This is a genomic window from Serratia sp. NA_13, from assembly GCF_052691735.1.
This window is the reverse complement of sequence record NZ_JBQZFV010000017.1, coordinates 34,982-59,850: the sequence shown is the minus strand read 5'-3', so window position 1 is coordinate 59,850 and position 24,869 is coordinate 34,982. Positions and strand designations below refer to the sequence as shown.

Here is a 24,869-nt window from a genome sequence, read left to right as displayed (position 1 = left end):
ACCATGATTAACGTATTGATTATCGACGACGACCCGATGGTGGCGGAGTTAAACAAATACTACCTGAGCCAGGTGAACGGCTTTCACTGCCTGGCGACGGTCGCCACCCTGGCACAGGCACGCGCACTGCTGGCCGACGCCGAAGTCAGTATCGATCTGGTGCTGCTGGATATCTATATGCAGCAGGAAAACGGGCTGGACCTGCTGCCCGGCCTGCGCGAATTGGGTGAAAAAACCGACGTCATCATTATCTCTTCCGCCAGCGACGTGGATACGGTGCAACGCGCCCTGCACTACGGCGTGGTGGATTACCTGATCAAACCTTTCCAGTTTGGGCGTTTCAAAGAGGCGTTGAATAACTATCAGCAACAGTTGCAAATTCTGGCGCAGCGCGAATTCTCGCAGGGGGATGTCGACAGCTTGCTACGCCGCCACCCCACCAGCACCGAAGGGAAAAAGCTGCCGAAGGGGCTGACCAGCATCACGCTGAGTACGGTGTGCGAGTGGATTGAACAACAGCACGATGGGGAGTTTTCGACCGATAATCTGGCTAATGCCATCGGGATTTCCCGCGTTTCTTGCCGAAAATATCTGATTTATTTGGCGGAGAGCGGTATTCTCGGCACTCGCATTCTGTACGGCACCACCGGCAGGCCGGTCTATCTTTATCAGCTAAAACCGGATGCCATTGCCATGTTGAAAGAGTATTGCCGTTAGCCGATGCCCCTGGGGGATCATCGAACGTCATTTCGCCCAGAGACAACTCTTTTATCTCACTGCCCCAGCAGAAAAGTGCGCAGCGCGGTCACACAGCCGCTGTTCACCGGGCAAAACGCGGGCAGCGATCGACGTCCTGCTGGTGCAGATGCCAAGCCAGTTGCAAGGGCGCTAAGGGTGGCGCTTATGTCCCGGAAAATCCGTCATTCCGCGTGGCAGGTTGCACAGTTTTCCGTATTGTTGTTTCCGCTTGCCACAAGGAGACTGATACTCGTCATACAGCGTTTTAAGTTGCTGTCGATTCGCCTGCTCGGCGGCGGCGTGTTGCCGTTCCAATTCAAGCACCTTCTCATTGGCCAATGCCACGCCCTCGGCACTCCATACTTTATGTTTTAACCCGCTGCGCTTTTGCTGATACTCCTCAGAGATTTTGTTATCCAGCGGCTGTGCGGCATGGTATTGCCAGTCAACCGACGCCTGTAATGAGAAGCAAGACCACTGCGCCACGCAGGCAAGAAAAATCCGTTTCACTGATAGACTCCCAATATTAAATTCACCCGTTGACTCAAAAAACTATCTTCTGGCTATCGCGCTCTTTCCGACTAAAAACAGCGGCACAGGTGTTGCCCGACATTCACGCGGCAACCTGGCGGACTCCAACGTTTTGCGTTCAAGGTGTATCGCGGCAAGCCGCGCCTGTTCCGAACGCAGTTGCTCTACGTACCACAGATGTTGCAACACCCCGTTAAACCGTAACCGATAATCCACAGCACTTTCCCCCGTATCGAAACCGGCGCGCTGAGCATGCTTGTCGACAAACGAATAGCAACAAGATGACGCCAACAGGGCGAGTGCTGCTGTCATCAAAGAGGTCAATTTCAAAAGCAAAACTCCATTAGTGCTAGAGATCAGCAACCGTTGATAAGCAGCGATTGTTCCTCGCGCGGCGATGCCGATGGAAGCGGATCACTCGCGGCGGCAGCCTTGCCTCCCTGCCCTTTGCAGGCTTTACGCTGGACCAGCGTATTGTCTTCGCTTTGCGTCGATAACAAAGGGCGCTGTTTCTCATTGCCCATCTCGTCCCAGAAGTCATGAGCCACCTCTTTCAGTTTTTTACGAAACAGCACCGAAGAGACGCCTTCATGCTCCCGCTCATAACGCGCAGCGGAGGCCTGATGACACCAGGGCAACAATAGAAATATGAAAATGACGGGGATGCCCTTTTCCACAATAAACTCCTGTAATAAGGCCAATAATGGCGCTCATTCCCATTAAATAAAGAAAGATATTCAGTGTCGTCAAAACAAACAATGCGAGGAGATAAAAATATTACCCGGAAAGTAATAAACCCTGATTAAATAAGTGCCATAGTGCTTATAATTCGCAGGAAAAATATATTTGTTAAATTAGCGATCCCACAATTTTGACCAATCAATGGTTCCTCCGATACTCGGCACGTTCTCATTCAGTACCGCAGAGGCTGACTCTCCGGCGCTGATGCGCTGTTTTTGCTCACGGGTAGCAGGCTTTGGCTTCTCCCAGCCGGCCCCAGAAGATGACAATCCGGGTTGAATATGACTGCAACCACACAGCATAATTAATAGTGCCGGGATCCATTGGCGTAATTTCATATATCCTCCTTTAAAATAAACGTTATCGTTAACCGCGGTAAATAAAAAATTACTTTTTTTAGTTTAATAACTCGTATTCAACCGCGGGCAAAGCAAGGGCAACCTCATTTAATTTAAATAAGGCCGCTAATAATTTAACGTGAAATAAACCTATCCAGGGTGTCGGTAATAAATATCAATCCGTATATTTACGATATGGCGTGCAAGGCACACCACCGGGTTAACCTTCGTTATCCGGTTGCCAGGTCAGAAGATCGCCAGGCTGGCAGTCGAGGATCCGGCAGATTTTGTCTAACGTTTCCAGTCTGACGCCCTTCACCTTGCCGTTCTTCAGCAGGGACAGATTTTGTTCGGTGATCCCCACCTGTTCCGCCAGCTCTTTCGAACGCATCTTCCTTTTGGCCAACATGACATCAAGACTTACTATTATCGCCACTCTATTCTCACACGAAAGAAAGCTGTTCTTCATTCAGCCGCAACGCTTCCAGGAATACCCGGCTAAACACCAGGATTGCGCAGCCAACGATCAACGAGCGTATCGACTCGCTGTTGACGCCATAATAAATTATTAGCAGCATTTTTTCATTGGCCGTCAGTATCATTACCTGCAACATCCCGGCCAGCGAGGGGAAGAGCACGTCGACAATCAGCAAAATGCCGATGACCTGCAACAGCAGCATATTGTTGCGGTGCCAAACGTTGCCGCGATAGAACTGGTAAAACAGCCCAGCACCGCACAGCAGTGCGCTGTAATAAGGCACATAGGCGAACATATCCAACAACAGGGTTGCCACCAAAGCCCAGCGCTGCTGCGGAACGGCATAGGCGTTCAGTTCCGGGTAATAGTCGCGGTAGGACGCCACGATGCTGTTGAACGCCTCGCCTTGCACCCAACTCTGGACAATTATAAATATCTCTACGCCGGTGCTGACAATCAGCATCGTCATGATCAACAAACACAAGCAACGTACGTAAAGCGGAAGGTGGATCCGAGACACAGCGCCCATAACGAGTTCATCCATAAAAACAGCAATAAGTTATCGTAAAACGATAATTTATTGCTGTCAACGATCAACTGGACTGATGAGCTATTGGATTACAGGCGTAAAAAAGGCCGGAAGTCCGGCCCTTTCTCAATGATCGACGGATTTAGACCAGCTCAACCACATCAAACTTAACTTCACCGCTGAGGTCGGCTTCGTAATCAACACCTTGTAGACCAAAACCGAACAGGCGTAGGAACTCGGCCTTATAGCCCAGGTAATCGGTCAGTTCATTGATGTTGTTATCGTTGATCTGTGCCCAGATTTCACGGCAGGTGTTCTGCACGTCGTCGCGCAGTTCCCAGTCGTCCAGACGCAAGCGGTGCTTCTCATCGGTATCCGGTGCCGTGCCACTGTACAGCTTGGTGGCGAACAGACGCTGGATTTGCTCGATGCAACCTTCGTGGATCCCCTGCGCCTTCATGATTTTGAAGACGATAGAGATATACAACGGCATTACCGGAATAGCAGATGAAGCCTGAGTCACCACCGATTTGAGCACGGCAACGTAAGCTGCGCCGCCTTTAGCCTTCAGTTTCTGATCGATGGCCAGAGCCGCACGATCCAAATCTTCTTTGGCTTTGCCCAGCGTACCGTGCCAGTAGATTGGCCAGGTCAGATCGGTACCGATATAGGAGTAAGCCACTGCCTGCACGTTGTCCGCCAGCACGCCGGCCTCTTCCAGTGCGTCCATCCACAACTGCCAGTCCTGGCCACCCATCACTTTGACGGTATCAGCAATTTCTTGCTCGTTGGCCGGTTCAACCACGGCTTCAACCAGCACGTCTTTGTTGGTATCGAGCGCCACGGATTTGTACGGTTCGCCGATAGGTTTCAGCGCAGAGCGCACCACTTCACCGGTTTCAGGCATTTTACGCACTGGCGAGGCCAGCGAGTAAACCACCATGTCGATCTGGCCCAGATCCTGTTTGATCAGGTCGATAACCGTTTGGCGGCATTCATTGGAAAACGCATCGCCGTTAACGCTTTTCGCGTACAGGCCTTCTTCTTTAGCTGCCTTGTCAAAACCAGCAGAGTTGTACCAGCCGGCAGAACCGGTTTTGGCTTCGCTGCCCGGCTTTTCAAAAAATACGCCGATGGTGGCTGCACCGCTGCCAAATGCGGCATTGATACGTGACGCCAGGCCGTAACCGGTGGAAGCACCGATCACCAGCACTTTTTTCGGGCCGTTTTTCAGTTCGCCACGTGACTTAACGTAGGCAATTTGCTCACGGACATTGGCTTCACAACCTGCCGGATGAGCGGTAGTGCAGATAAAACCACGAATTTTAGGTTTGATAATCATAGTAATTTTTTCTTGGTAGCTAAAAACCGAAGGACAATATACCTGATTTTCTCAATATACTTAAGCTGGGCGCATGGCAGAATCGCAACAAGTGCAGTGAACAGACCAGTTGTCCCGGTGAAAATCTTGTTACCGCTTCAGGATCATGGGGATAGAAGCGAGGAACCTGGCGGGGGTTTTCAAGGCCAGTGGACTGTACGCCCGGCCCGATAAAACCCATCAGACTTTGTTCTTTTCCAACTGTTCAATCAGCGTATAACGCAGTGACGATGCATCGGCCGGCGGGTTTTCCACCTGTGTCACCTGCACTTTCAGGCGGTAGTTGTAGCCCGGTTCAAAAGTAAAACCTTCAATCCCGGTATAAAACAATTCCCACGGTTCTTGCGCGGAATGACGCACCTGCATGCACTTCATTGGGGCAACGCCCGTGCAATTTACCAGCGCGCTGTTCACCAGCAACACTTCCATATGGTTTCCGTCTTTATTCACCGGTTGGCTCACTGTCGCTCCCTCCTGGCTGCAGCCGGCCAGACCGGCCAAGGCAAAAAATAACAACGCTTTGATTTTCAATGTAATACACCATCAAGTCTTTAGGTTGGGTGATAGTAACAAAGCTACGACTATCGAGGCCAGCGGCAGGTGACCAGTAATTATGATCACAGCGCTAACTTCAGCCAATATCACACCTACGGCTTTGCCACAGAGACGACCGGGCAATACCAGACACTGATGGGCAAGTATATTCAATCGGCAATTAAACAACAGATGGAGCAGCGCGGTTATAAAGCCAGCACAACGCCTGACCTGTTGGTGTACAGCAGTGCAATGAAACAGAAAAAAGTGCAGGTGAATGACACCCCGGCTCCGGTTGGCCGTCGAGGTTATGCAGGCTGGGGCGGTTATAATCAAACCGTATGGAGCTATACCGAAGGCACCCTGCCGGTTGACCTGGTGGACAGCAAGCAAAACAGCTGGTCTGATTACAATCTAACGTTTATCAATAATGTTTATACCATCTAATAAGTCAGAGTTGCTTCATGAGATAAATAACCCTCACCACTTTGATAACAAAGGAAATATTACATGATAAAATTATCAAACTTGATTGAAGAGAAGAAAAAAAAATTCGCAAATCATAAATTCTTTTCTTATATTTGTGATACATCACGTTCACTTGAGGAACGGCTATCATTCCTACCTAACATGTCACACTTCATTATGAGTTTTGGTGACATAAATAAATATGTACTCCCCTTCCCCTTGCCTCAAAATGATCTTGAAAAAGCCATCAATACCCATGCAGAAGAAGATTCAAATCATTGGCCATGGTTTATATCTGATCTGCAGCAACTAAACATGAATAATAGCCAACCATTAACAGACACACTGAGGTACCTTGGACTGACCCCACGACAGTAGACATATCCTGTCCTCACGACGAGGCCTGTTCGAAGGCCTCCGGACTGACGCCGCCGAGATGACTGTGGCGCCGGGCCCGGTTGTAGAACACTTCAATGTAATCGAATATATCGGCCCGGGCCAGATCCCGGGTTTTGTATATTCTCTTCCTGATGCGTTCTTTTTTCAGCGAACTGAAGAACGATTCGGCCACCGCATTATCCCAGCAGTTGCCACGACGGCTCATGCTCGGGGCCAGGTTATTGGCCCGACAGAAGCGCTGCCAGTCATCACTGCCGTACTGGCTGCCCTGGTCTGAGTGCACGATGACCTCGCCGTCGGGTTTACGTCGCCAGACCGCCATCATCAGCGCATCCAGCGCCAGTTCGCGTGAGAGTGTGGGTTTCATCGACCAGCCGACCACATTACGGGCGAAGAGATCGATAACCACCGCCAGATACAACCAGCCCTGCCAGGTGCGGATATAAGTAATATCGGTGACCCAGACCTGATTGGCCCGGACAACAGTAAACTGCCGCTGCACGCGATTAGGGGCAATCACTGAAGGTCGCCCAGCGATACGACGCGGCGCTTTATAGCCGCGCACGGCTTTGATCCGGTTCAGTTGCATAATACGGCCCACCCGGTTTTTACCGCAGGTTTCCCCGATTTCGTTCAGATCGCCATGAACCCGCCGGTAACCGTATACGCCTCCACTCAGTGAATATGAGTCACGGATAAGCGCCAGCAGACGCTGGTTATCTTTATCACGCGCCGAGACCGGGTTATGCAGCCACGCGTAGAATCCGGCCCGGGCGACATTCAGTACCCGACACATCGTCATCACACCCCATACAGTGCAGTGCTCATTGATAAAGCGGTACTTCAGTCGGGCTCCCTTGCAAAGTACCGCGCGGCCTTTTTCAGGATATCCCGTTCTTCTTCGGTGCGTTTTAGCTGCGCCCGTAGTTTCAGGATCTCGCTTTTGGCTTCCAGTAAATCCCGGGCATGCTGTTCGCTGTTATAGGGTTTAATCGCCCGTAACCACTTATAAAGACTGTGTGTGGAAACGCCCAGCCGGTCAGAAATTTCAGCGACGGAATAACCGCGTTCCGTTATTTGACGGACGGCTTCTTCCTTAAATTCAGGGGTAAATCGTGGTGTGCCCATACGCTCCTCCTATGCTCAAACTATAGGGCAGGATCGTCTACCGGGGTGGGGTCAGTCCAAACTATAGGGCAGGATCGTCTACCGGGGTGGGGTCAGTCCAGTCCTTCCGGGAACTGTTCTTCAAAAACAGACTGGTATAGTTGTTCTAACAGGAAAAGTTCAGCCTCATCCATCTCATCAGAAGTAGCGAGCCCCAGCTTATTAGCCAAAACTTGTTCGCCAGAGTCTTTCTCATACTGACCTTCACTGCTGGATACATGGTATCGGCTCATGGAGATGCCCTGTGTTATTAGAGGGATGGAAAAACAGAGGGATTATAACGCTGGATGAGTACAGCAAACAATATTTGTAAAATCAGATAGTTACAAATGTTTAGGTTAAAATGTGTTTTTTATTCACTGGTGGAAAATAATCGTTAGTAATCAGCATTAACACACCAATGCATCATCGGCGTGTGCGAATCGAGCTTATCGGTACTATTCATAAGATTACTGTTTCCAATCCATTGAATTTAAAGTTGCTTGTGATGTTGATTGTCATCATTAGGGGTCGTCACGCCGCGGCACAAAAAACTACTCGATAGAGCAGTGGTTGACGGCGGTAAGGATCAATAAGCCCTTAATACTCTCGCTATACTAGCCCAGCGGGCAATCGGCTGTCACAGGTAAAATGGGAAGCTTTACGCAAAGTCGGTTTGTAAGGTATGGATTGCGTTACACAGGTTAATCATGGAGTGATGCAGGGCTGTATTGCAGATGTCCTTAGTGAGTAATCAAAGCAATGCGTTACCCCAATCAGGCGATCTACCGCGAAGGGTACCCTGCTCTGCCTGAAGCTGGCCTGCCAAACCCTGGCCCCCAAAACCCCAGCCATTTACCACTTCTTTTCCATCCCCCGGATCGTCCTATCTTGCTGAAGCGCGCTAATCAAGGGCGAACGATTTTATGGTCACCAATCGACCTATGGACGATCCCGCACACAGAATTATCCATAAACACCCTGCATGTTTTTAACTTATTGTTTATAATTATTATTTGTTTATTTATGACGAATTTATTCAGTAATTAAAGGTTATTTGAGAGACAGGTCACACTATTTTTTTATGTGAAATGTGAAGAGGGTCAATCAGGAAGGTCAAGCAGAGACGGTTCTAACTGCTTGTGGCTTACCGATCCGCTGCACTGCCTCCGTATACTGTCTGCAACCAGGGCAAAGTAAGGGAAATTTTCATAAGGAATGTGCGTGAGGCAATGACTATTGCATCTGGCAAACAAATGACACGGGGCTTTTTTGATTATCTTGAGGGATTGGGTATGGAAAAGAAAAAAATCTATCTGTTTTGTTCTGCCGGTATGTCGACTTCCCTGCTGGTTTCAAAAATGAAAGCACAGGCCGAGAAGTACGAAGTGCCGGTGATCATTGCCGCCTATCCTGAGGCGTTGGCCGCAGAAAAGGGGGCAGAGGCAGATTTGGTTCTGCTCGGGCCACAGATTGCCTACACGCTAGCCGAAGTGCAAAAGCAGTTACCCAACAAGCCTGTTGAAGTGATCGACTCTGCTTTATACGGCAAGCTCGATGGCCTGGGCGTATTGAAGGCCGCAGTCGCCACCATAAAAAAAGCTAACCAATAAAGGGGTCTGCCGTGAATACGTTAATTGCCTCGTTGGAAAAGGTCATTCTGCCCTTTGCCGTGAAAATTGGTAAACAGCCCCACGTTAATGCCATCAAAAACGGGTTCATTCGCTTGATGCCACTGACGTTGACCGGCGCGATGTTCGTTCTGATCAACAACGTGTTTCTTAGCTTCGGCGAAGGATCGTTCTTCTTTTCAATGGGCGTGCGGCTGGATGCGTCTACCATTGAGACGTTGAATGGCCTGAAGGCCATCGGTGGCAGCGTTTATAACGGCACCCTGGGGATTATGTCCCTGATGACGCCCTTTTTTATCAGTATGGCTTTAGCTGAAGAGCGCAAAGTCGACCCGTTGGCCGCAGCGCTGCTGGCGGTTGCCGCCTTTATGACCGTGACCCCGTTCAGCGTCGGCGAAGCTTATGCCGTAGGCGCTAACTGGCTGGGTGGTGCCAACATCATTTCCGGTATGGTGATCGGCCTGGTGGTGGCGGAGATGTTTACCTTTGTGGTTCGTCGCAACTGGGTGATCAGCCTGCCGGACAGCGTTCCTTCTTCAGTGTCACGCTCGTTCTCTGCCTTGATCCCCGGCTTTCTTATCCTGTCGATCATGGGCGTACTGGCCTATTGTCTGACGCTGTGGGGCACCAACTTCCACCAAATCATCATGGACAGCATCTCGGCACCGCTGGCAAAAATGGGCAGCGTCGTGGGCTGGGTATATGTGATGTTCTCCTCGCTGCTGTGGTTCTTTGGGGTACATGGTTCAATGGCGCTGGCTGCACTGGACAGCGGTATCATGACGCCATTCGCGCTGGAGAACGTCGAGCTGTACAACAAGTACGGTTCTGTCGAAGCCGCAGTGGCTGCAGGTAAAGAGTTCCACATGTGGGCGAAGCCGTTCGTTGACTCCTACATCTATCTGGGCGGAACAGGTTCGACGCTGGGGCTGATTATTGCCATCTTTATCGCTTCACGCCGCGAAGATTATCGTCAGGTTGCCAAGCTGGCGACGCCGTCGGGCATCTTCCAGATCAACGAACCTATTCTGTTCGGCCTGCCGGTGATTATGAACCCGGTGATGTTTATTCCGTTTATTCTGGTTCAGCCGGTACTGACGATTATTACCACCGTGGCTTATTACACCGGATTGATCCCGCCAATTACCAATATTGCGCCATGGACCATGCCGGTGGGGCTGGGGGCGTTCTTCAACACCAACGGCAGTATTGTGGCCATGTTGCTGAGCTTCTTCAACCTGGGGGTAGCGACCCTGATTTACCTGCCGTTCGTGATGATCTCCAACAAGGCACAGAGCCAGATCGATCAGGCGACGGAAAGCGAAGAAGACATCGCCAAGGCGTTGAAATTCTAACTGCAGTCTGGGGCAGCAATCCGCTGCCCCGGTTTTAGAGGGGCTTCGGATGAAATATCAATTTGCTGACGATTTCTGGTGGGGGAGCGCCACTTCGGCACCCCAGTCGGAAGGGGCAGCCGCGCGGGATGGCAAAAGCCAGAACATCTTCGATTACTGGTATGAGATTGCACCAGAACGCTTTCATCATCAGGTTGGCCCGTCCGAAACCTCCACCTTTTATGATAATTTCCAGCAGGATATCCAACTGCTAAAGGCCCTTGGGCACAATAGCTTTAGAACCTCGATCTCCTGGTCACGGTTGATCCCGCAAGGGGATGGCGAAGTGAACCCGAAAGCGGTCGCTTTCTATAATGCGCTGATCGATAGCCTGCTGGCTCAGGGCATCACGCCATTTATCAATCTTTACCATTTTGATATGCCGCTGTGCATGCAGCAACAGGGTGGCTGGGAAAGCCGGGCGGTGGTTGATGCCTACGCGCGTTATGCCAAAACCTGCTTCAGCCTGTTCGGCGACAGAGTCAGCCATTGGTTCACCTTTAATGAGCCGATTGTCCCGGTTGAAGCCGGGTATCTGAACGACCTGCATTATCCTTGCGTGGTTGATTTCAAAAGGGCGATTGCAGTGGCTTACCATAGCGTTTTGGCTCATGCCAAAGCGGTGAGCGAGTTCAGGGCGCTGGGGAACCAGGGCTCGATAGGCATTATTTTGAACCTGAGCCCGACTTACCCGCGTTCGGACAGCCAGGAAGACTTGGTTGCCGCCCATCATGCGGATCTGCTGTTGAACAAAAGTTTCCTCGATCCGGTGACCAAAGGGCGCTATCCGGACGATCTGGTGAATATACTGCGTGCCAATGACTTATTGCCGCAGACTGCGCCGGAAGACGCGCAGCTGATTGCCGATGGTGTAGTGGATATTCTGGGCGTCAATTACTACCAACCGCGCAGGGTCAAAGCGAAGCAAGGCTATCGGGCCAGCGACCCGGTGACAATGCCGGAAGACTTGTTCAACTATTACGAGATGCCGGGCCGCAAGATTAACCCGCACCGCGGCTGGGAAATCTATGAAAAAGGCCTGTATGACATCCTGATGGATCTGAAGGAAAACTACGGCAACATTCCCTGCTATATTTCAGAAAACGGCATGGGGGTAGAGGGCGAAGAGGCCTTCATCGGTGCCAGTGGGCGGGTAGAGGACGATTATCGAATCGACTTTATTCGCGACCATCTGAAATGGTTGCATCAGGCGTTGTCCGAGGGTTCTAACTGTAAGGGCTACCATCTATGGACCTTTATTGACTGCTGGTCCTGGCTGAATGCCTACAAAAATCGCTACGGGTTGGTTCGGCTGGAGCGGAATAGCCAGCAACGCACGATTAAAAAGAGCGGCTATTGGTTTGCCGAGACGGCCAGGCAAAACGGTTTTGATTAATGGGAGCGTGCGCGGTGTCTGAAAACCTGGTTTCGCTGAATGCGAACGACGTTAAGCTGATTCGGGAGCAGGATTTTTTTAACTGCAAAGATTTCCATCTATTTATCTATAACAAGGTGGAGAGCGCCACCGGGCTGCATCAGCATGATTATTACGAATTCACCATCGTCCTGAGCGGCAAATGCTATCAGGAGATCAACGGTAAGCGGGTGCTGCTGGAGCGCGGGGATTTTGTGTTTATCCCCATTGGCTCGCATCACCAGAGCTTTTATGAGTTCGGCGCCGCGAAAATCTTTAACGTGGCGGTCGGCAAGGTTTTCTTTGAAGAAAACTACCTGCAGCAGCTGCCTCGTTGTTTTGTCGCTTCTCAGGCCTATAGCCTGAAGAATGAGTTCCTGGCTTATATCGAGTCGGTGGTCAGTTCGCCGCAGTTCCGGGAGGATGATTTTGCCGAATTTCTGGAAACGCTGACTTTTTATATCATCAGCCGTATTCGTCATTATAAGGAAGAGAGCGGTGAGGGGGATGATATTCCTCAGTGGCTGAAGAACACTCTGGCTGGCATGCATGATAAAGCGATGTTTGGTGAAAAAGCGTTGCTCAATATGGTTGAGCTGTCGGGGAAAACGCAGGAATACCTGACCCGGGCAATGCGACGTTATTACCATAAAACGCCGATGCAGGTGATTAATGAAATCCGCATTAACTTCGCCAAAACCCAGCTTGAGGTCACCAACTATTCGGTCTCGGATATCGCCTTTGATTCCGGCTATGGCGACGTGAGCCTGTTTATTAAAAACTTTAAAAGACTCACTGAAGTGACGCCGGGTAATTACCGAAAAAAGTTCTACGGCCCTATTTAGGGCCGAGCCCGATAAGCATTAACGCCGATATTCCGAATGCCTTTCAGGCCGCCAATAGCCTGATGAGATAAATTTCTTTGCTTAAGCGAAGGGGAATTGCCGTACCTGACGGAGGGTATTCCCTTGCCAAAAATTTGTTAAATGGATGCCAAAATGGAAAAGTTACTGATAGTGAATGCTGACGATTTTGGTCTGAGCAAGGGCCAAAACTATGGCGTTATCGAGGCTTATCACTACGGGGTTGTCTCTTCAACCACTGCTATGGTCAATAGCGTGGATGTACACCATGCCGCCAGGCTCAGCCAGCTTTATTCTGGGCTGCAGATTGGCCTGCACTTTGTGCTGACCCACGGGAAGCCCCTGACTGCCATGCCGTCGCTGGTCAACGAACGTGGGGAGTTGGGCAAGTGGTTATGGGAAAGGGCCGAGTCTGAGATGCTGGATTTGGACGAAATCTACAATGAGCTGGTGGGGCAATACGACAGGTTTGTGGCCGTTTTCGGCAAAGCGCCGACTCATATCGACAGCCACCATCATACGCATATGTTGCCGCAAATCTATCCGTTGGTGGAAGCCTTCGCTCAGTCCAAATCCATTCCGCTGCGTATTGACCGTCAGGCAGTGGAGCAACAAAACATTCCGCTGCATTATGATCGCAGCACCGAGTGGTTTGATGCGGGCTTTTATGGTGAGGCCATATCCGAAGCGCTGTTTTTGCAGGTGCTTGAGCGGGCCGACGAACACAGCGCCGGTTCAGTAGAGATGATGTGCCATCCGGCATTCCTGGATAAAACCCTTCTGGAGAGCAAATACTGCTACCCGCGGCTTGCTGAAGTGGATGTTTTAACCGCACCAGGCATTAAAAACGTGATTGCGGAGCGCGGTTACCGCCTGGGATCCTTCCTGGATCTGTGACGTTCGGATATCGCGCTCAAAGAGGGAGCAATGATTAAAGCATCGAGTGGGCCTTCTTCAACCCGGTATCCTCATCAGGATCGGCACCCTGCGGGATGGGCTCATCGGCTTCTTCTGCCTCCGAGGTTTCACTGGCCTGCGGATCTATCGGATCAGGTGCCGCTTCCGGAGGCGGCATGGTGTCATGGATTGTCTGCTCATCGAAGGTTGGGTTCAGCGCCGGAGAAAGCGGGGAACTGGTCAGGCTGTCCGGCAGCGGAATATGCGGCAGTGGCGCATCCTGCGCAAACTGCGACTCGTCCTGTTTTACCGTCCGACTGAAGCCTACCAGCAACACGCCACAAAGCGAGAAGAAGGCATACAGAATATTGCCTCCTAACGGTTCAATTAGTGAACCGACCGCCAATGGGCCGATACTGGCACCGACACCGAAGGCCATCAGCAAACAGGCGGCGAGGGATACGCGCCGTTCAGGTTCGATCAAATCGTTCGCCAGGGCGACTACCAGCGGATACAGCGTGAACTGCAACATGCTGACGATAAAGCCCACTACCAGCAACACCGGAAAATCAATGTGCGGTACCAGCGCCAGCGGCAGGGAAGCTACGATCAATAAAATGGCGTTGATGCGCATCAACAGCGTTCGATTGTAACGGTCTGACAGCCAACTGAGTGGGAACTGCGCCACCAGCCCGGCGAAGATGGCTATCGCCATAAACAGGCCGGTTTGCTGGGTGGTTAGCGATTGCAGACTTGCATACACCGGTGCCAAACCATAGAAAGATCCCACCACCATGCCGATCACCAGCGTGGTTGCCAGCACTTTGGGAATAGCCCCGATAAAATAGCGTAGCTCCATAGGGGCCGGTGACATATGGCGGGCATTGGTGCGGGTGGTGAGAGCAATAGGCACCAGGCACAGTGCAAAGCACAGGGCAATCACCAGCAGGGTGGTGATGCCGAGATTGCTCTGCAGCATTAACACCACCTGGCCCAATGACATGCCCAGATAAGTCGCTGCCATATAAAAGCCGAAAACCATACCGCGCTGATTGGACTCTGCCTGGTCGTTCAGCCAGCTTTCCAGCACCATGAATTGACACATCATGCACATGCCGATAATCAGCCGCAGTACTACCCATATCGGAATGTATTCCGTCAGGCCGTGCCCCAGCACCGCCGCGGTGATAATGCCGGCGCAGGAAACGTAGGCGCGGATATGGCCGACGCGGGCAATCAGAAAATGGCCGACCTTGCCGCCGATCACCAGGCCGATGTAGTTGGCGGCAATAATTGCCCCGATCAGCGCGCCGGTCACGTGGATAGAGGTTAAACGCAGGGAGATATAAGTGGTGAGCAACCCTGAACCCAGCAGCATCAGCAGGGTGGTGGTATACAACGGAAAGAAGACGCCTAACGTTTTTTTCACTCTATCATCCTAATCTTTTATCCTGGTTTGCCCTGGGATTGACCCTGCCGGCGGCAAAGGCAACCCGGTGAGATCCCTCGTGCAAAACACCGCCCGTTAACCCGAGCGTTACATTCGATACTAGCAGTTTGGTTTGCCGCTTAACACCGCTTCGCCTGCGAAGCTGCGCGCATTTCTGTCATCGCGCGGTCGGGCAAGCTTGATAAATGCTACTATCGGGCGCATATACCTGATTCGCTAAGGAGAGGTTATGAGTGAAAATCAACTGCGTAAACTCAGTATTGCGGTGGGCGAAAAACTGAAGGCCAACGGCCAGTGGATCACCTGCGCGGAGTCCTGTACCGGGGGCGGCATCGCCAAAGCCATCACCGATATTGCCGGGAGTTCTGCCTATTTTGATCGCGGCTTTGTCACCTACAGCAATACGGCAAAGCATGAATTGCTGGGCGTGGCGGAGGCCACTCTGACGGCCTATGGCGCAGTGAGCGAAGAAGTAGTGCGCGAGATGGCCCAAGGGGCATTACACGCAGCACGGGCCAGTTTGGCGTTGTCGGTCAGCGGCATTGCCGGGCCGGACGGCGGGACTGCAGAAAAACCGGTGGGCACCGTTTGGTTTGGCTTTGCCGACGGCACTGGGCGGGTACTGGCGCACAGGAAGCAATTTGTCGGCGATCGCGATGCAGTGCGGCTTCAGGCAACGATTTTTGCGCTGCAAACCGCGCTTGATGATTTTTTGTAAAATTAGGCTTGATACTGTATGACCATACAGTATAATTAGTGACATTTCCTGCACAACATACAATCAGTGGCAGTGTGGGGTAACACCGACATTGCATAACGAAGGAGCAAAAATGGCTATTGATGAGAACAAGCAAAAGGCGCTAGCTGCGGCACTGGGCCAGATTGAGAAACAGTTCGGCAAAGGCTCCATCATGCGTCTGGGTGAAGACCGTTCTATGGACGTAGAAACGATCTCTACCGGCTCACTGTCACTGGACATCGCACTGGGTGCGGGCGGCCTGCCAATGGGGCGCATCGTTGAAATTTATGGCCCGGAGTCTTCCGGTAAAACTACCCTGACGCTGCAGGTTATTGCTGCGGCACAGCGCGAAGGTAAAACCTGTGCGTTCATCGATGCCGAGCACGCGCTGGATCCGATTTATGCGAAAAAGCTGGGTGTTGATATCGACAACCTGCTGTGTTCGCAGCCGGATACCGGTGAGCAAGCGCTGGAAATCTGTGATGCCTTGACCCGCTCTGGCGCGGTTGACGTGATCATCGTTGACTCAGTAGCGGCGCTGACGCCAAAAGCGGAAATCGAAGGTGAAATTGGTGACTCACACATGGGGCTGGCGGCACGTATGATGAGCCAGGCGATGCGTAAGCTGGCCGGTAACCTGAAAAACGCCAATACGCTGCTGATCTTCATCAACCAGATCCGTATGAAAATCGGTGTGATGTTCGGTAACCCGGAGACCACCACCGGTGGTAATGCTCTGAAATTCTATGCTTCTGTCCGTCTGGATATCCGCCGTATCGGCGCGGTTAAAGAAGGCGATGAAGTGGTCGGCAGCGAAACCCGCGTAAAAGTGGTAAAAAACAAAATCGCTGCGCCGTTCAAACAGGCCGAGTTCCAAATCCTGTACGGTGAAGGTATCAACAGCCGTGGTGAACTGGTTGATCTGGGCGTGAAGCACAAGATGATCGAGAAAGCCGGCGCCTGGTACAGCTACAATGGCGATAAAATCGGTCAGGGCAAGGCCAACGCCTGTAACTTCCTGAAAGAAAACCCGGCGGTTGCTGCCGAGTTGGATAAACGACTGCGTGACCTGCTGCTGCACAGTAACGGCGAACTGGTTGCTGCAACCAACGAAGGCTTCGACGACGAAGCTGAAACCAGCGAAGAGTTTTAATCGCTGCTGGCGTTCGTGAACACCGTTATAGGTTCACGAACGTCAACTAAATCAGGCTTGAAAAATGAATGACTTGCTAAGCCGCGCCATGCGCCTGCTGTCGCAACGCGATCATAGTGAAGCTGAACTGGGCCGCAAACTTGCGGCGCAGCCATTTATGGCGAAAGCCAGATTTGGCACCAAAACTCCCTCGTCCTCCGCTCCGCTGCCTGAAGAACCCGTCGATCCTGCCGTTATAGAACAGGTTATTGCCTATTGTTACCAGCATAACTGGTTGGACGATCAACGCTTTGCCCGCAGTTATATTGGCAGCCGCAGCCGTAAAGGCTATGGCGCGCAGCGCATTCGCTCCGAATTGATGCAAAAAGGTGTGGATAAAGAACTGACGCAGGCAGCGCTGGCGGAGTGCGAGATTGACTGGTGTGAGCAGGCCAAACAGGTGGCTCAACGTAAATTTGGCGAATCACTGCCAACGGACTGGAAGGAGAAAGCCAAAGTGCAGCGCTATCTGCTCTATCGTGGCTTCTTCCAGGAAGAAATTCAGTCAATTTACCGTGATTTTGCGCAATGAACGCACACGGGGTTTTACTTCCCTCTGAAGAAAATTTATCTTATCCCCACTTTTTGTTCGTGAGCTAGGTGCCATCGTCAGGATGTCGAGTATCTTGCTCACGTGTCGTTATTCTAGCCTTTCCGGGAAAATTATGAGCAAGAGCACCGCTGAGATCCGTCAAGCGTTTCTCGATTTCTTTCATAGTAAGGGCCATCAGGTTGTAGCGAGTAGCTCCCTGGTGCCTGACAATGATCCGACATTGCTGTTTACCAATGCCGGCATGAACCAATTTAAAGATGTTTTCCTGGGGCTGGACAAGCGTGCCTATTCCCGAGCCACCACCTCACAGCGCTGTGTCCGTGCGGGTGGTAAGCATAACGATCTGGAGAACGTCGGTTATACCGCACGTCACCACACCTTCTTTGAAATGCTGGGCAACTTCAGCTTCGGCGATTATTTCAAACATGATGCCATCAGCTACGCGTGGGAATTGTTGACCGGTGAAAACTGGTTCAACCTGCCGAAAGAAAGGCTGTGGGTGACCGTCTATGAAACCGATGACGAAGCCTTCGACATCTGGCAGCAGCAGATTGGTGTGCCGGCAGAACGCATTATCCGCATTGGCGACAATAAGGGCGGTGCCTTTGCCTCTGACAACTTCTGGCAGATGGGCGATACCGGCCCATGCGGCCCGTGCACCGAGATTTTCTACGATCACGGCGATCATATCTGGGGTGGCCCGCCGGGCAGCCCGGAAGAAGACGGCGATCGCTACATTGAGATCTGGAACCTCGTTTTCATGCAGTTCAACCGTCAATCCGACGGTACTATGCTGCCGCTGCCAAAGCCTTCGGTAGATACCGGTATGGGGCTGGAGCGTATTGCCGCAGTATTGCAGCACGTGAACTCCAACTATGAAATTGACCTGTTCAGCAAGCTGATTGCCGACGTGGCCAACGTGACCGGTGCCACAGATTTGGATAACAAATCCCTGCGCGTGATCGCCGACCACATTCGTTCTTGTGCCTTCCTGGTGTCGGACGGTGTGACGCCGTCCAACGAAGGTCGTGGTTATGTTCTGCGCCGCATCATCCGTCGCGCCGTTCGCCATGGCAACATGCTGGGCGCGAAAGATACCTTCTTCTATAAGTTGGTAGCCCCGCTGATAGAAGTAATGGGGCCGGCAGCCGACGAACTGAAACGTCAGCAGTCACTGGTTGAGCAAGTCCTGAAAACCGAAGAAGATCAGTTTGCCCGTACTCTGGAACGTGGTTTGACGCTGCTGGACGAAGAGCTGGCCAACTTGCAGGGCGATACCCTGGATGGTGAAACCGCATTCCGTCTGTACGACACCTACGGTTTCCCGGTCGATCTGACGGCAGACGTGTGCCGTGAACGTGGTCTGAAAGTGGATGAAGCCGGTTTCGAGCAGGCAATGGAAGCACAGCGCCGCCGTGCGCGTGAGTCCAGCGGCTTCGGTGCTGACTACAACAGCATGATCCGCGTTGATGGGACCAGCCAATTCAGTGGTTATGACCACGAGCAACAGCAGTCCACCGTGACCGCGCTGTTCCGTGATGGTCAACCGGTGAACGAGATCCGCGCCGGTGAAGACGCCGTAGTGGTACTGGACGAGAGCCCGTTCTACGGTGAGTCTGGTGGTCAGGTTGGCGATAAAGGCGTGCTGAAAGCTGCCAACGCTGATTTTGAAGTGAGCGACACCCAGAAATACGGTCAGGCTATTGGCCATCAGGGCAAGCTGTCTCATGGTTCGCTGAAGGTGAACGACCGCGTTGATGCGCAGATCGACACCGTGCGACGCAACCGCATTCGTCTGAACCACTCCGCAACCCACCTGCTGCACGCTGCACTGCGTCAGACGCTGGGTGAGCATGTGGCGCAGAAAGGCTCGTTGGTTAACGATAAATACCTGCGTTTCGACTTCTCGCATTTTGAAGCAATGAAGCCGGAGCAAATTCGCATCGTGGAAGATTTGGTGAACCAACAAATTCGTCGTAACCTGCCGGTGCAAACCGAGGTTATGGCGCTGGATGATGCCAAAGAGAAGGGCGCTATGGCGCTGTTCGGTGAGAAGTACGACGACAACGTCCGCGTACTGACCATGGGCGACTTCTCGACGGAGCTGTGTGGCGGCACCCATGCCAGCCGTACCGGCGATATCGGCCTGTTCCGCATTCTTAGTGAGTCTGGTACCGCCGCGGGTATCCGCCGTATTGAAGCGGTAACCGGTGATGGTGCGATAGCTACCTTGCATCAGCAAAACGATCTGTTACAGGACGTTGCTCATCTGGTTAAGGGTGACAGCAATAACCTGACGGACAAAGTGCGTGCGGTGCTCGATCGTACCCGCGCATTGGAAAAAGAGCTGCAGCAGTTGAAGGACCAGCAGGCGGCGCAAGAAAGCGCTTCATTGTCCAGCAAGGCGAAAATGGTTAACGGCGTACAGCTGTTGGTCAGCCAACTGGATAACGTTGAGGCCAAAATGCTGCGTACTATGGTTGATGATCTTAAAAATCAACTGGGTTCCGCGATTATCGTGCTGGCCACCACGGCCGATGATAAAGTGAGCCTGATTGCCGGCGTGACCAAAGATCTGACCGACCGGGTAAAAGCCGGCGAGCTGATCGGTAACGTAGCGCAGCAGGTTGGCGGTAAAGGGGGCGGACGCCCTGATATGGCGCAAGCCGGGGGGACCGATGTCAGCGCCCTGCCAGCGGCATTAGACAGCGTAGAAGCCTGGGTGGCCTCGAAACTGTGAATATAAATAAATAGCACTTACAAACGCCATAACTCATTACTGATTATGGCGTTTTTAACCTGTGCTAACACAATTTGGTTATAATTACGGGAACAAAGTTTTTCAGGTCGGCTAAACTTATCATTATCTGAGGTGAGACCAAGTCTGCTTACACTTATTGTGGATTACAAGACTTACGTTTTCACAACATATGATGGATAATGACGGGGAAACTGAGAGACCCGACTCTTTTAATCTTTCAAGGAGCAAAGAATGTTAATTCTGACTCGTCGAGTTGGTGAAACCCTCATGATTGGCGATGAGGTCACTGTCACAGTGTTAGGGGTCAAGGGCAACCAGGTTCGTATTGGTGTGAATGCCCCCAAAGAGGTGTCAGTTCACCGCGAAGAAATCTATCAGCGCATTCAGGCAGAGAAGTCTCAACCGACGACTTACTGATTTCGATGTAGCGTCTCGTTGCTCAGCGAGACGCTACTGAGCTTTCTTGTGCCCCCACAGACCTTCCTCTGACTTACCCTGTTAAATCTTCCTGCAGTTCCTCCCACTTTCGTTTGCTGATCCACTGTTATTGTCTGTTGATAAAACAATCTTTTTGACGTGAAATCGCCCATGTTGAGTGTGAATTGTGCAAACGCACATGAGATGGGAAAAATTGTTTGACTTAAAAGTCGGAGAAAGTAATATGTGCGCCACGCAGTGCCGATGAGCTTCTCCAAAGCAAGTTAGGCACAATTCGCAAGAAGCGTATGGTGAGGTGGCCGAGAGGCTGAAGGCGCTCCCCTGCTAAGGGAGTATGCGGTCAAAAGCTGCATCCGGGGTTCGAATCCCCGCCTCACCGCCATTTGCATCCATAGCTCAGCTGGATAGAGTACTCGGCTACGAACCGAGCGGTCGGAGGTTCGAATCCTCCTGGATGCACCATATTTTGCAGTATGGTGGGGTAGTAACAACGTACCATACGGTATCAAAAAAGAATTCCCGTGCATCCATAGCTCAGCTGGATAGAGTACTCGGCTACGAACCGAGCGGTCGGAGGTTCGAATCCTCCTGGATGCACCATTCTTTCTGTCAAACTTGTTTCTTCAAGCAGACAAACCAAAAAATAGTAATGCATCCATAGCTCAGCTGGATAGAGTACTCGGCTACGAACCGAGCGGTCGGAGGTTCGAATCCTCCTGGATGCACCATCTAAGAAAAACCCGCCTTGGCGGGTTTTTCGCTTTCTGGTATTCGGTGATACGCTGCTGTAATTCCATCATCTTTCCTCTTGTGCACAGCACATTCCGCTATTACGCGATCAGCGACAACCTTCCGGCTTTACGCTAAAGTAGTTTTCTTTCCTCAACGATCATGGAGTAACGATGTACGACCGCTATCAGGGTCTTATTTTCGACATGGACGGCACCATTCTCGATACCGAGCCGACGCACCGAAAGGCGTGGCGTGAAGTGTTGTCCCGTTACGGTATGACGTTTGATGAACCCGCGGTGATGGCGTTGAGCGGTTCTCCGACCTGGCGCATTGCCCAGGCGGTTATTGCCAGCCATCAGGCCGATCTTGATCCCCATCAGTTGGCTGCGGAGAAAACTCGTGCTGTTGAGGTGATGCTGCTGGACAGCGTACAGCCCTTGCCGTTGATTGAGGTGGTGAAGGCCTACCATGGCCGCCGTCCCATGGCGGTGGGTACCGGCAGTGAGCACCGCATGGCGGAAACTCTGCTGCGCCATCTGGGCCTGTTCCACTGCTTTGATGCGATCGTGGGCGCCGATGATGTGCAGCGCCACAAGCCAGAGCCGGACACCTTCCTGCGCTGTGCCGAACTGATTGGCGTATTGCCGGAGAAATGCGTGGTGTTTGAAGACGCAGATTTCGGCATCCAGGCGGCGAAAAGCGCCAATATGGCCGTGGTCGACGTTCGTACGCTGTGAGTAGTACGCTGGCGGTGATGTCGTTATTCGGCGGCAGCTTTCTCAGTGCGACGTTGCTGCCGGGAAATTCAGAAATTATTTTGGTTGCCTTGCTGACCAACAGTCGTGTATCACCGGAGCTGCTGGTGCTGGCCGCGACGTTGGGTAATACGCTCGGTGGGCTGACCAATGTCATTATCGGGCGCCTGTTACCGGCGTTGAAACCACAGCGAGGGCTGGATACCGCGCTTGGGTGGATGCAACGCTTTGGCCCGGCTGCGCTGTTGCTCAGTTGGGTACCGGTAGTGGGCGATTTGTTGTGCGTGTTGGCAGGCTGGCTGCGCATGCCCTGGGGCCCTGTTGCGCTATTTCTGTGTATCGGAAAGGCGCTGCGTTACATCATTTTGACTATGATAACGCTACAGGGAATGGCCTGGTGGCATTAACGACGTGAATATAACTCAATATTCTCTCGGGTGCAGATTCAGTATGCTTACGAGTTCTTGTTTTTAGAAGCGGGAGGTCAATTTGATCCCGGACGTATCCCAGGCGCTTTCTTGGTTGGAAGCCCATCCCCATGCATTAAAAGGCATTCGTCGCGGCATTGAGCGTGAAACGTTGCGCGTCACCGAAGACGGAAAGCTGGCAACAACCGGACATCCGGAAAAATTGGGGGCGGCATTAACGCACCACTGGATAACCACAGACTTTGCCGAGGCGCTGTTAGAATTTATTACGCCGGTTGACGATAACCTCGATCACCTGCTGACGTTCTTGCGTGATATTCATCGTCACGTAGCGCGTAATCTGGGTGAGGAGCGCATGTGGCCCCTCAGCATGCCGTGCTTTATTGAAGCCGAGCAGGACATTGAACTGGCGCAGTTTGGCTCGTCGAATATTGGCCGCATGAAGACGTTATACCGCGAAGGGTTGAAGAACCGTTACGGTGCGCTGATGCAGACCATTTCCGGCGTGCACTACAACTTTTCCCTGCCGCTGGAGTTCTGGCAGGCATGGGCCGGCGTTAAAGATGCCGAAAGCGGTAAGGAACAGATTTCGGCAGGCTATTTCCGTCTGATCCGCAACTATTACCGTTTTGGCTGGGTTATCCCATATCTGTTCGGCGCATCGCCGGCGATCTGTTCCTCGTTCCTGAAAGGGCGTGAGACAACATTGCCGTTTGAGCGGACCGAGCAGGGCATGTGTTATCTGCCGTATGCCACCTCGCTGCGGTTAAGTGACCTGGGCTACACCAATAAATCTCAGAGCAATTTGGGTATCACCTTCAACGATCTGCAAAGCTATGTCGAAGGCCTGAAGCGAGCAATTGCCACGCCTTCCGAAGAGTTTGCCAAACTGGGCGTGAAGGATGGCGATCGTTATCTGCAACTGAACAGTAACGTGCTTCAGATCGAAAATGAACTCTATGCGCCAATCCGGCCGAAGCGTGTGACCAACAGTGGCGAGACACCGTCAGATGCGCTTTTGCGCGGCGGTATCGAATACATCGAGGTTCGCTCGCTGGACATCAACCCGTTCTCGCCAATCGGCGTGGATGCGGTACAGGCACGTTTCCTGGACCTGTTCCTGGTATGGTGTGTGTTGGCCGATGCGCCAGAGATGAGCAGTGATGAATTGCTCTGCACGCGCAAAAACTGGAACCGGGTGATCCTCGAAGGACGTAAACCGGGCCAGACCATTGGCATCGGTTGTGATGACAGCCGTGAGCCATTGGCAAAAGTAGGCAAAGCCTTGTTTGACGATTTTCGCAGCGTGGCGGAAGTGTTGGATAGCGAAGCCGGCGATCGCCAGTATCAGCAGGTGTGTGATGAACTGGTCGCAGCGTTTGACGATCCGGAACTGACGTTCTCGGCTCGTATCCTGAAAGCGATGAAGGAAGAGGGCACCGGTCGTGTGGGCCTGCAATTGGCTGAGCAATACCGTCAGATGCTGATTGAAGAGCCGTTGGAAATCCTGACTGAAGCCGAATTGGCGAAGGAGCAGGAAGCCTCATGGCAGCGCCAGCGCAACATAGAAGCCAGTGATACGCTAAGCTTTGAAGAGTTCCTGAAGGTACATGGCGGGAGCTGAAAAAGAAAAAGGCCACATCAATGTGGCCAAATATGCATCTCTGATGACAGGGATGATGATAACAAATGCGCGTCTTTCACATATTAAGACTCGCTGAGTTAGAAAAGGTTTCCTGGATAGATAAAAAAGTTTCGAAATAAATACTCTTTTACGAGGAGGTAACGAAATGCCACTGCTGGATAGCTTCACCGTAGACCATACCCGCATGGCAGCTCCGGCTGTCCGCGTTGCGAAAACCATGAAAACTCCTCATGGCGATACCATCACCGTATTCGATCTGCGCTTTTGCCGCCCGAATCTGGAAGTGATGCCTGAGCGTGGTATCCATACGCTGGAACACCTGTTTGCCGGCTTTATGCGTGACCATCTGAATGGCCAGGGCGTTGAGATTATCGATATCTCCCCGATGGGATGCCGTACCGGTTTCTACATGAGCCTGATTGGCGTGCCGGAGGAGCAGCGAGTTGCCGATGCCTGGAAAGCGGCGATGGCTGACGTGCTGAAAGTGACCGATCAGCGTAAAATTCCTGAGCTCAATGAGTTCCAGTGCGGCACTTACCACATGCACTCACTGGAGGAAGCGCAGGAAATCGCCAAGCACATTCTTGATCACGACGTGGTAGTGAACCACAACGAAGAGCTGGCGCTGCCGAAAGAGAAGTTGCAGGAATTGCATATCTAGTTCGTTACCTGGCTTCAGCGATAAAAAAAGACG

General features: G+C 52.0%; 27 protein-coding genes, 4 tRNA genes and 1 pseudogene. 21 read left to right on the top strand and 11 right to left on the bottom strand.

The genetic code is table 11. From position 1 onward, the window contains the following. The first annotated feature begins 3 nt into the window (after positions 1 to 3). Positions 4 to 717, top strand: coding sequence for a two-component system response regulator DcuR (gene dcuR / locus ACUTSU_RS19595; RefSeq protein ID WP_445650881.1), 714 nt, complete (start codon positions 4 to 6; stop codon positions 715 to 717). 171 nt (positions 718 to 888) lie between these two features. Here the strand turns inward: dcuR and ACUTSU_RS19590 are convergent, their stop codons facing one another. From ACUTSU_RS19590 to ACUTSU_RS19555, 8 genes are all read right to left on the bottom strand, one after another. After that, positions 889 to 1,248, bottom strand: coding sequence for a hypothetical protein (locus ACUTSU_RS19590; RefSeq protein WP_445650880.1), 360 nt, complete (start codon positions 1,246 to 1,248; stop codon positions 889 to 891). A gap of 42 nt (positions 1,249 to 1,290) precedes the next feature. Continuing rightward, the gene (locus ACUTSU_RS19585) at positions 1,291 to 1,599 is read right to left on the bottom strand and encodes a hypothetical protein (RefSeq protein WP_445650879.1); all 309 of its coding nucleotides are present in this window, start codon (positions 1,597 to 1,599) and stop codon (positions 1,291 to 1,293) included. Between the two features lie 26 nt (positions 1,600 to 1,625). Next, on the bottom strand, positions 1,626 to 1,946 hold the full coding sequence (locus ACUTSU_RS19580; RefSeq protein WP_445650878.1) for a hypothetical protein: 321 nt from the start codon (positions 1,944 to 1,946) through the stop codon (positions 1,626 to 1,628). 177 nt (positions 1,947 to 2,123) lie between these two features. Then, positions 2,124 to 2,348 carry a hypothetical protein gene (locus ACUTSU_RS19575; RefSeq protein WP_445650877.1) on the bottom strand — a complete coding sequence of 75 codons (225 nt, stop codon included), beginning with the start codon at positions 2,346 to 2,348 and terminating at the stop codon, positions 2,124 to 2,126. A gap of 220 nt (positions 2,349 to 2,568) precedes the next feature. Beyond that, a complete protein-coding gene (locus ACUTSU_RS19570) occupies positions 2,569 to 2,784 on the bottom strand; it encodes a helix-turn-helix domain-containing protein (protein WP_037420335.1) in 216 nt (71 codons plus the stop codon). 7 nt (positions 2,785 to 2,791) lie between these two features. Then, positions 2,792 to 3,355, bottom strand: coding sequence for a DUF2975 domain-containing protein (locus tag ACUTSU_RS19565; protein ID WP_445650876.1), 564 nt, complete (start codon positions 3,353 to 3,355; stop codon positions 2,792 to 2,794). Positions 3,356 to 3,497: 142 nt separating this feature from the next. Then, complete coding sequence (gene fabV / locus ACUTSU_RS19560; protein WP_012006373.1) at positions 3,498 to 4,697, bottom strand: enoyl-ACP reductase FabV; 1,200 nt, start codon at positions 4,695 to 4,697, stop codon at positions 3,498 to 3,500. A 219-nt stretch (positions 4,698 to 4,916) separates the two neighbouring features. Then, positions 4,917 to 5,267 carry a DUF4377 domain-containing protein gene (locus ACUTSU_RS19555; RefSeq protein WP_445650875.1) on the bottom strand — a complete coding sequence of 117 codons (351 nt, stop codon included), beginning with the start codon at positions 5,265 to 5,267 and terminating at the stop codon, positions 4,917 to 4,919. A gap of 69 nt (positions 5,268 to 5,336) precedes the next feature. Between ACUTSU_RS19555 and ACUTSU_RS19550 the strand changes: the two genes are divergently transcribed. Together ACUTSU_RS19550 and ACUTSU_RS19545 are read left to right on the top strand one after the other, a co-directional pair. Beyond that, positions 5,337 to 5,717, top strand: coding sequence for a DUF4136 domain-containing protein (locus ACUTSU_RS19550; RefSeq protein ID WP_445650874.1), 381 nt, complete (start codon positions 5,337 to 5,339; stop codon positions 5,715 to 5,717). 63 nt (positions 5,718 to 5,780) lie between these two features. Further along, positions 5,781 to 6,116, top strand: coding sequence for a hypothetical protein (locus ACUTSU_RS19545; protein WP_445654618.1), 336 nt, complete (start codon positions 5,781 to 5,783; stop codon positions 6,114 to 6,116). A gap of 13 nt (positions 6,117 to 6,129) precedes the next feature. Here the strand turns inward: ACUTSU_RS19545 and ACUTSU_RS19540 are convergent. Together ACUTSU_RS19540 and ACUTSU_RS19535 are read right to left on the bottom strand one after the other, a co-directional pair. Beyond that, positions 6,130 to 7,265 (bottom strand): IS3 family transposase gene (locus ACUTSU_RS19540; protein ID WP_445654617.1). Its coding sequence is split into 2 segments (ribosomal slippage): positions 6,130 to 7,019 and positions 7,019 to 7,265, totalling 1,137 coding nucleotides; the frame shifts between segments, so codons are not numbered across the junction. Positions 7,266 to 7,366: 101 nt separating this feature from the next. Further along, positions 7,367 to 7,537: pseudogene (locus ACUTSU_RS19535) on the bottom strand (cell filamentation protein Fic); the annotation flags it as partial. Between the two features lie 1,041 nt (positions 7,538 to 8,578). Here ACUTSU_RS19535 and ACUTSU_RS19530 point away from each other — a divergent pair. The 5 genes from ACUTSU_RS19530 (at position 8,579) to chbG (ending at position 13,482) form a co-directional block, all read left to right on the top strand. Next, positions 8,579 to 8,896, top strand: coding sequence for a PTS sugar transporter subunit IIB (locus ACUTSU_RS19530; RefSeq protein WP_445654616.1), 318 nt, complete (start codon positions 8,579 to 8,581; stop codon positions 8,894 to 8,896). A gap of 11 nt (positions 8,897 to 8,907) precedes the next feature. Then, the gene (gene chbC, locus ACUTSU_RS19525; protein ID WP_012005283.1) at positions 8,908 to 10,269 is read left to right on the top strand and encodes a PTS N,N'-diacetylchitobiose transporter subunit IIC; all 1,362 of its coding nucleotides are present in this window, start codon (positions 8,908 to 8,910) and stop codon (positions 10,267 to 10,269) included. A gap of 49 nt (positions 10,270 to 10,318) precedes the next feature. After that, positions 10,319 to 11,704 (top strand): glycoside hydrolase family 1 protein, encoded by a 1,386-nt coding sequence (locus tag ACUTSU_RS19520; RefSeq protein WP_445654615.1) that lies wholly within the window; start codon positions 10,319 to 10,321, stop codon positions 11,702 to 11,704. Further along, positions 11,704 to 12,567, top strand: a complete 864-nt coding sequence (chbR, locus tag ACUTSU_RS19515) for a transcriptional regulator ChbR (protein WP_445651432.1) — start codon at positions 11,704 to 11,706, stop codon at positions 12,565 to 12,567. The genes ACUTSU_RS19520 and chbR overlap by 1 nt, the downstream gene beginning before the upstream one ends. 153 nt (positions 12,568 to 12,720) lie before the next feature. Next, positions 12,721 to 13,482, top strand: a complete 762-nt coding sequence (gene chbG / locus ACUTSU_RS19510) for a chitin disaccharide deacetylase (protein WP_445654614.1) — start codon at positions 12,721 to 12,723, stop codon at positions 13,480 to 13,482. Positions 13,483 to 13,516: 34 nt separating this feature from the next. Here the strand turns inward: chbG and ACUTSU_RS19505 are convergent, their stop codons facing one another. Further along, positions 13,517 to 14,911 (bottom strand): MFS transporter, encoded by a 1,395-nt coding sequence (locus ACUTSU_RS19505; RefSeq protein ID WP_445651434.1) that lies wholly within the window; start codon positions 14,909 to 14,911, stop codon positions 13,517 to 13,519. A gap of 250 nt (positions 14,912 to 15,161) precedes the next feature. Between ACUTSU_RS19505 and pncC the strand changes: the two genes are divergently transcribed. The 13 genes from pncC (at position 15,162) to luxS (ending at position 24,836) form a co-directional block, all read left to right on the top strand. Then, positions 15,162 to 15,650, top strand: a complete 489-nt coding sequence (gene pncC, locus ACUTSU_RS19500) for a nicotinamide-nucleotide amidase (RefSeq protein WP_445651435.1) — start codon at positions 15,162 to 15,164, stop codon at positions 15,648 to 15,650. Positions 15,651 to 15,762: 112 nt separating this feature from the next. After that, on the top strand, positions 15,763 to 16,824 hold the full coding sequence (gene recA / locus ACUTSU_RS19495) for a recombinase RecA (protein WP_012005289.1): 1,062 nt from the start codon (positions 15,763 to 15,765) through the stop codon (positions 16,822 to 16,824). A 64-nt stretch (positions 16,825 to 16,888) separates the two neighbouring features. Beyond that, on the top strand, positions 16,889 to 17,395 hold the full coding sequence (gene recX / locus ACUTSU_RS19490; protein ID WP_445651436.1) for a recombination regulator RecX: 507 nt from the start codon (positions 16,889 to 16,891) through the stop codon (positions 17,393 to 17,395). A gap of 133 nt (positions 17,396 to 17,528) precedes the next feature. Further along, the gene (gene alaS / locus ACUTSU_RS19485) at positions 17,529 to 20,156 is read left to right on the top strand and encodes an alanine--tRNA ligase (protein WP_445651437.1); all 2,628 of its coding nucleotides are present in this window, start codon (positions 17,529 to 17,531) and stop codon (positions 20,154 to 20,156) included. Between the two features lie 252 nt (positions 20,157 to 20,408). Continuing rightward, complete coding sequence (csrA, locus tag ACUTSU_RS19480; RefSeq protein WP_002209449.1) at positions 20,409 to 20,594, top strand: carbon storage regulator CsrA; 186 nt, start codon at positions 20,409 to 20,411, stop codon at positions 20,592 to 20,594. Positions 20,595 to 20,904: 310 nt separating this feature from the next. Further along, positions 20,905 to 20,997 (top strand) — tRNA-Ser (locus ACUTSU_RS19475). Between the two features lie 3 nt (positions 20,998 to 21,000). After that, positions 21,001 to 21,077 (top strand) — tRNA-Arg (locus tag ACUTSU_RS19470). A 61-nt stretch (positions 21,078 to 21,138) separates the two neighbouring features. Next, a tRNA-Arg gene (locus ACUTSU_RS19465) sits at positions 21,139 to 21,215 on the top strand. A gap of 51 nt (positions 21,216 to 21,266) precedes the next feature. Further along, positions 21,267 to 21,343: transfer RNA gene (locus ACUTSU_RS19460), tRNA-Arg, on the top strand. Positions 21,344 to 21,517: 174 nt separating this feature from the next. Further along, positions 21,518 to 22,084, top strand: coding sequence for a fructose-1-phosphate/6-phosphogluconate phosphatase (yqaB, locus tag ACUTSU_RS19455; protein WP_445654613.1), 567 nt, complete (start codon positions 21,518 to 21,520; stop codon positions 22,082 to 22,084). Next, entirely contained in the window at positions 22,081 to 22,509 is a 429-nt protein-coding gene (locus ACUTSU_RS19450) for a YqaA family protein (RefSeq protein ID WP_012005293.1), read from the top strand. Before yqaB ends, ACUTSU_RS19450 begins: the two co-directional genes overlap by 4 nt. Positions 22,510 to 22,591: 82 nt before the next feature. Next, on the top strand, positions 22,592 to 24,154 hold the full coding sequence (gshA, locus tag ACUTSU_RS19445; RefSeq protein WP_445651439.1) for a glutamate--cysteine ligase: 1,563 nt from the start codon (positions 22,592 to 22,594) through the stop codon (positions 24,152 to 24,154). Between the two features lie 166 nt (positions 24,155 to 24,320). After that, positions 24,321 to 24,836, top strand: a complete 516-nt coding sequence (gene luxS / locus ACUTSU_RS19440; protein WP_020825287.1) for an S-ribosylhomocysteine lyase — start codon at positions 24,321 to 24,323, stop codon at positions 24,834 to 24,836. Positions 24,837 to 24,869: the final 33 nt, after the last annotated feature.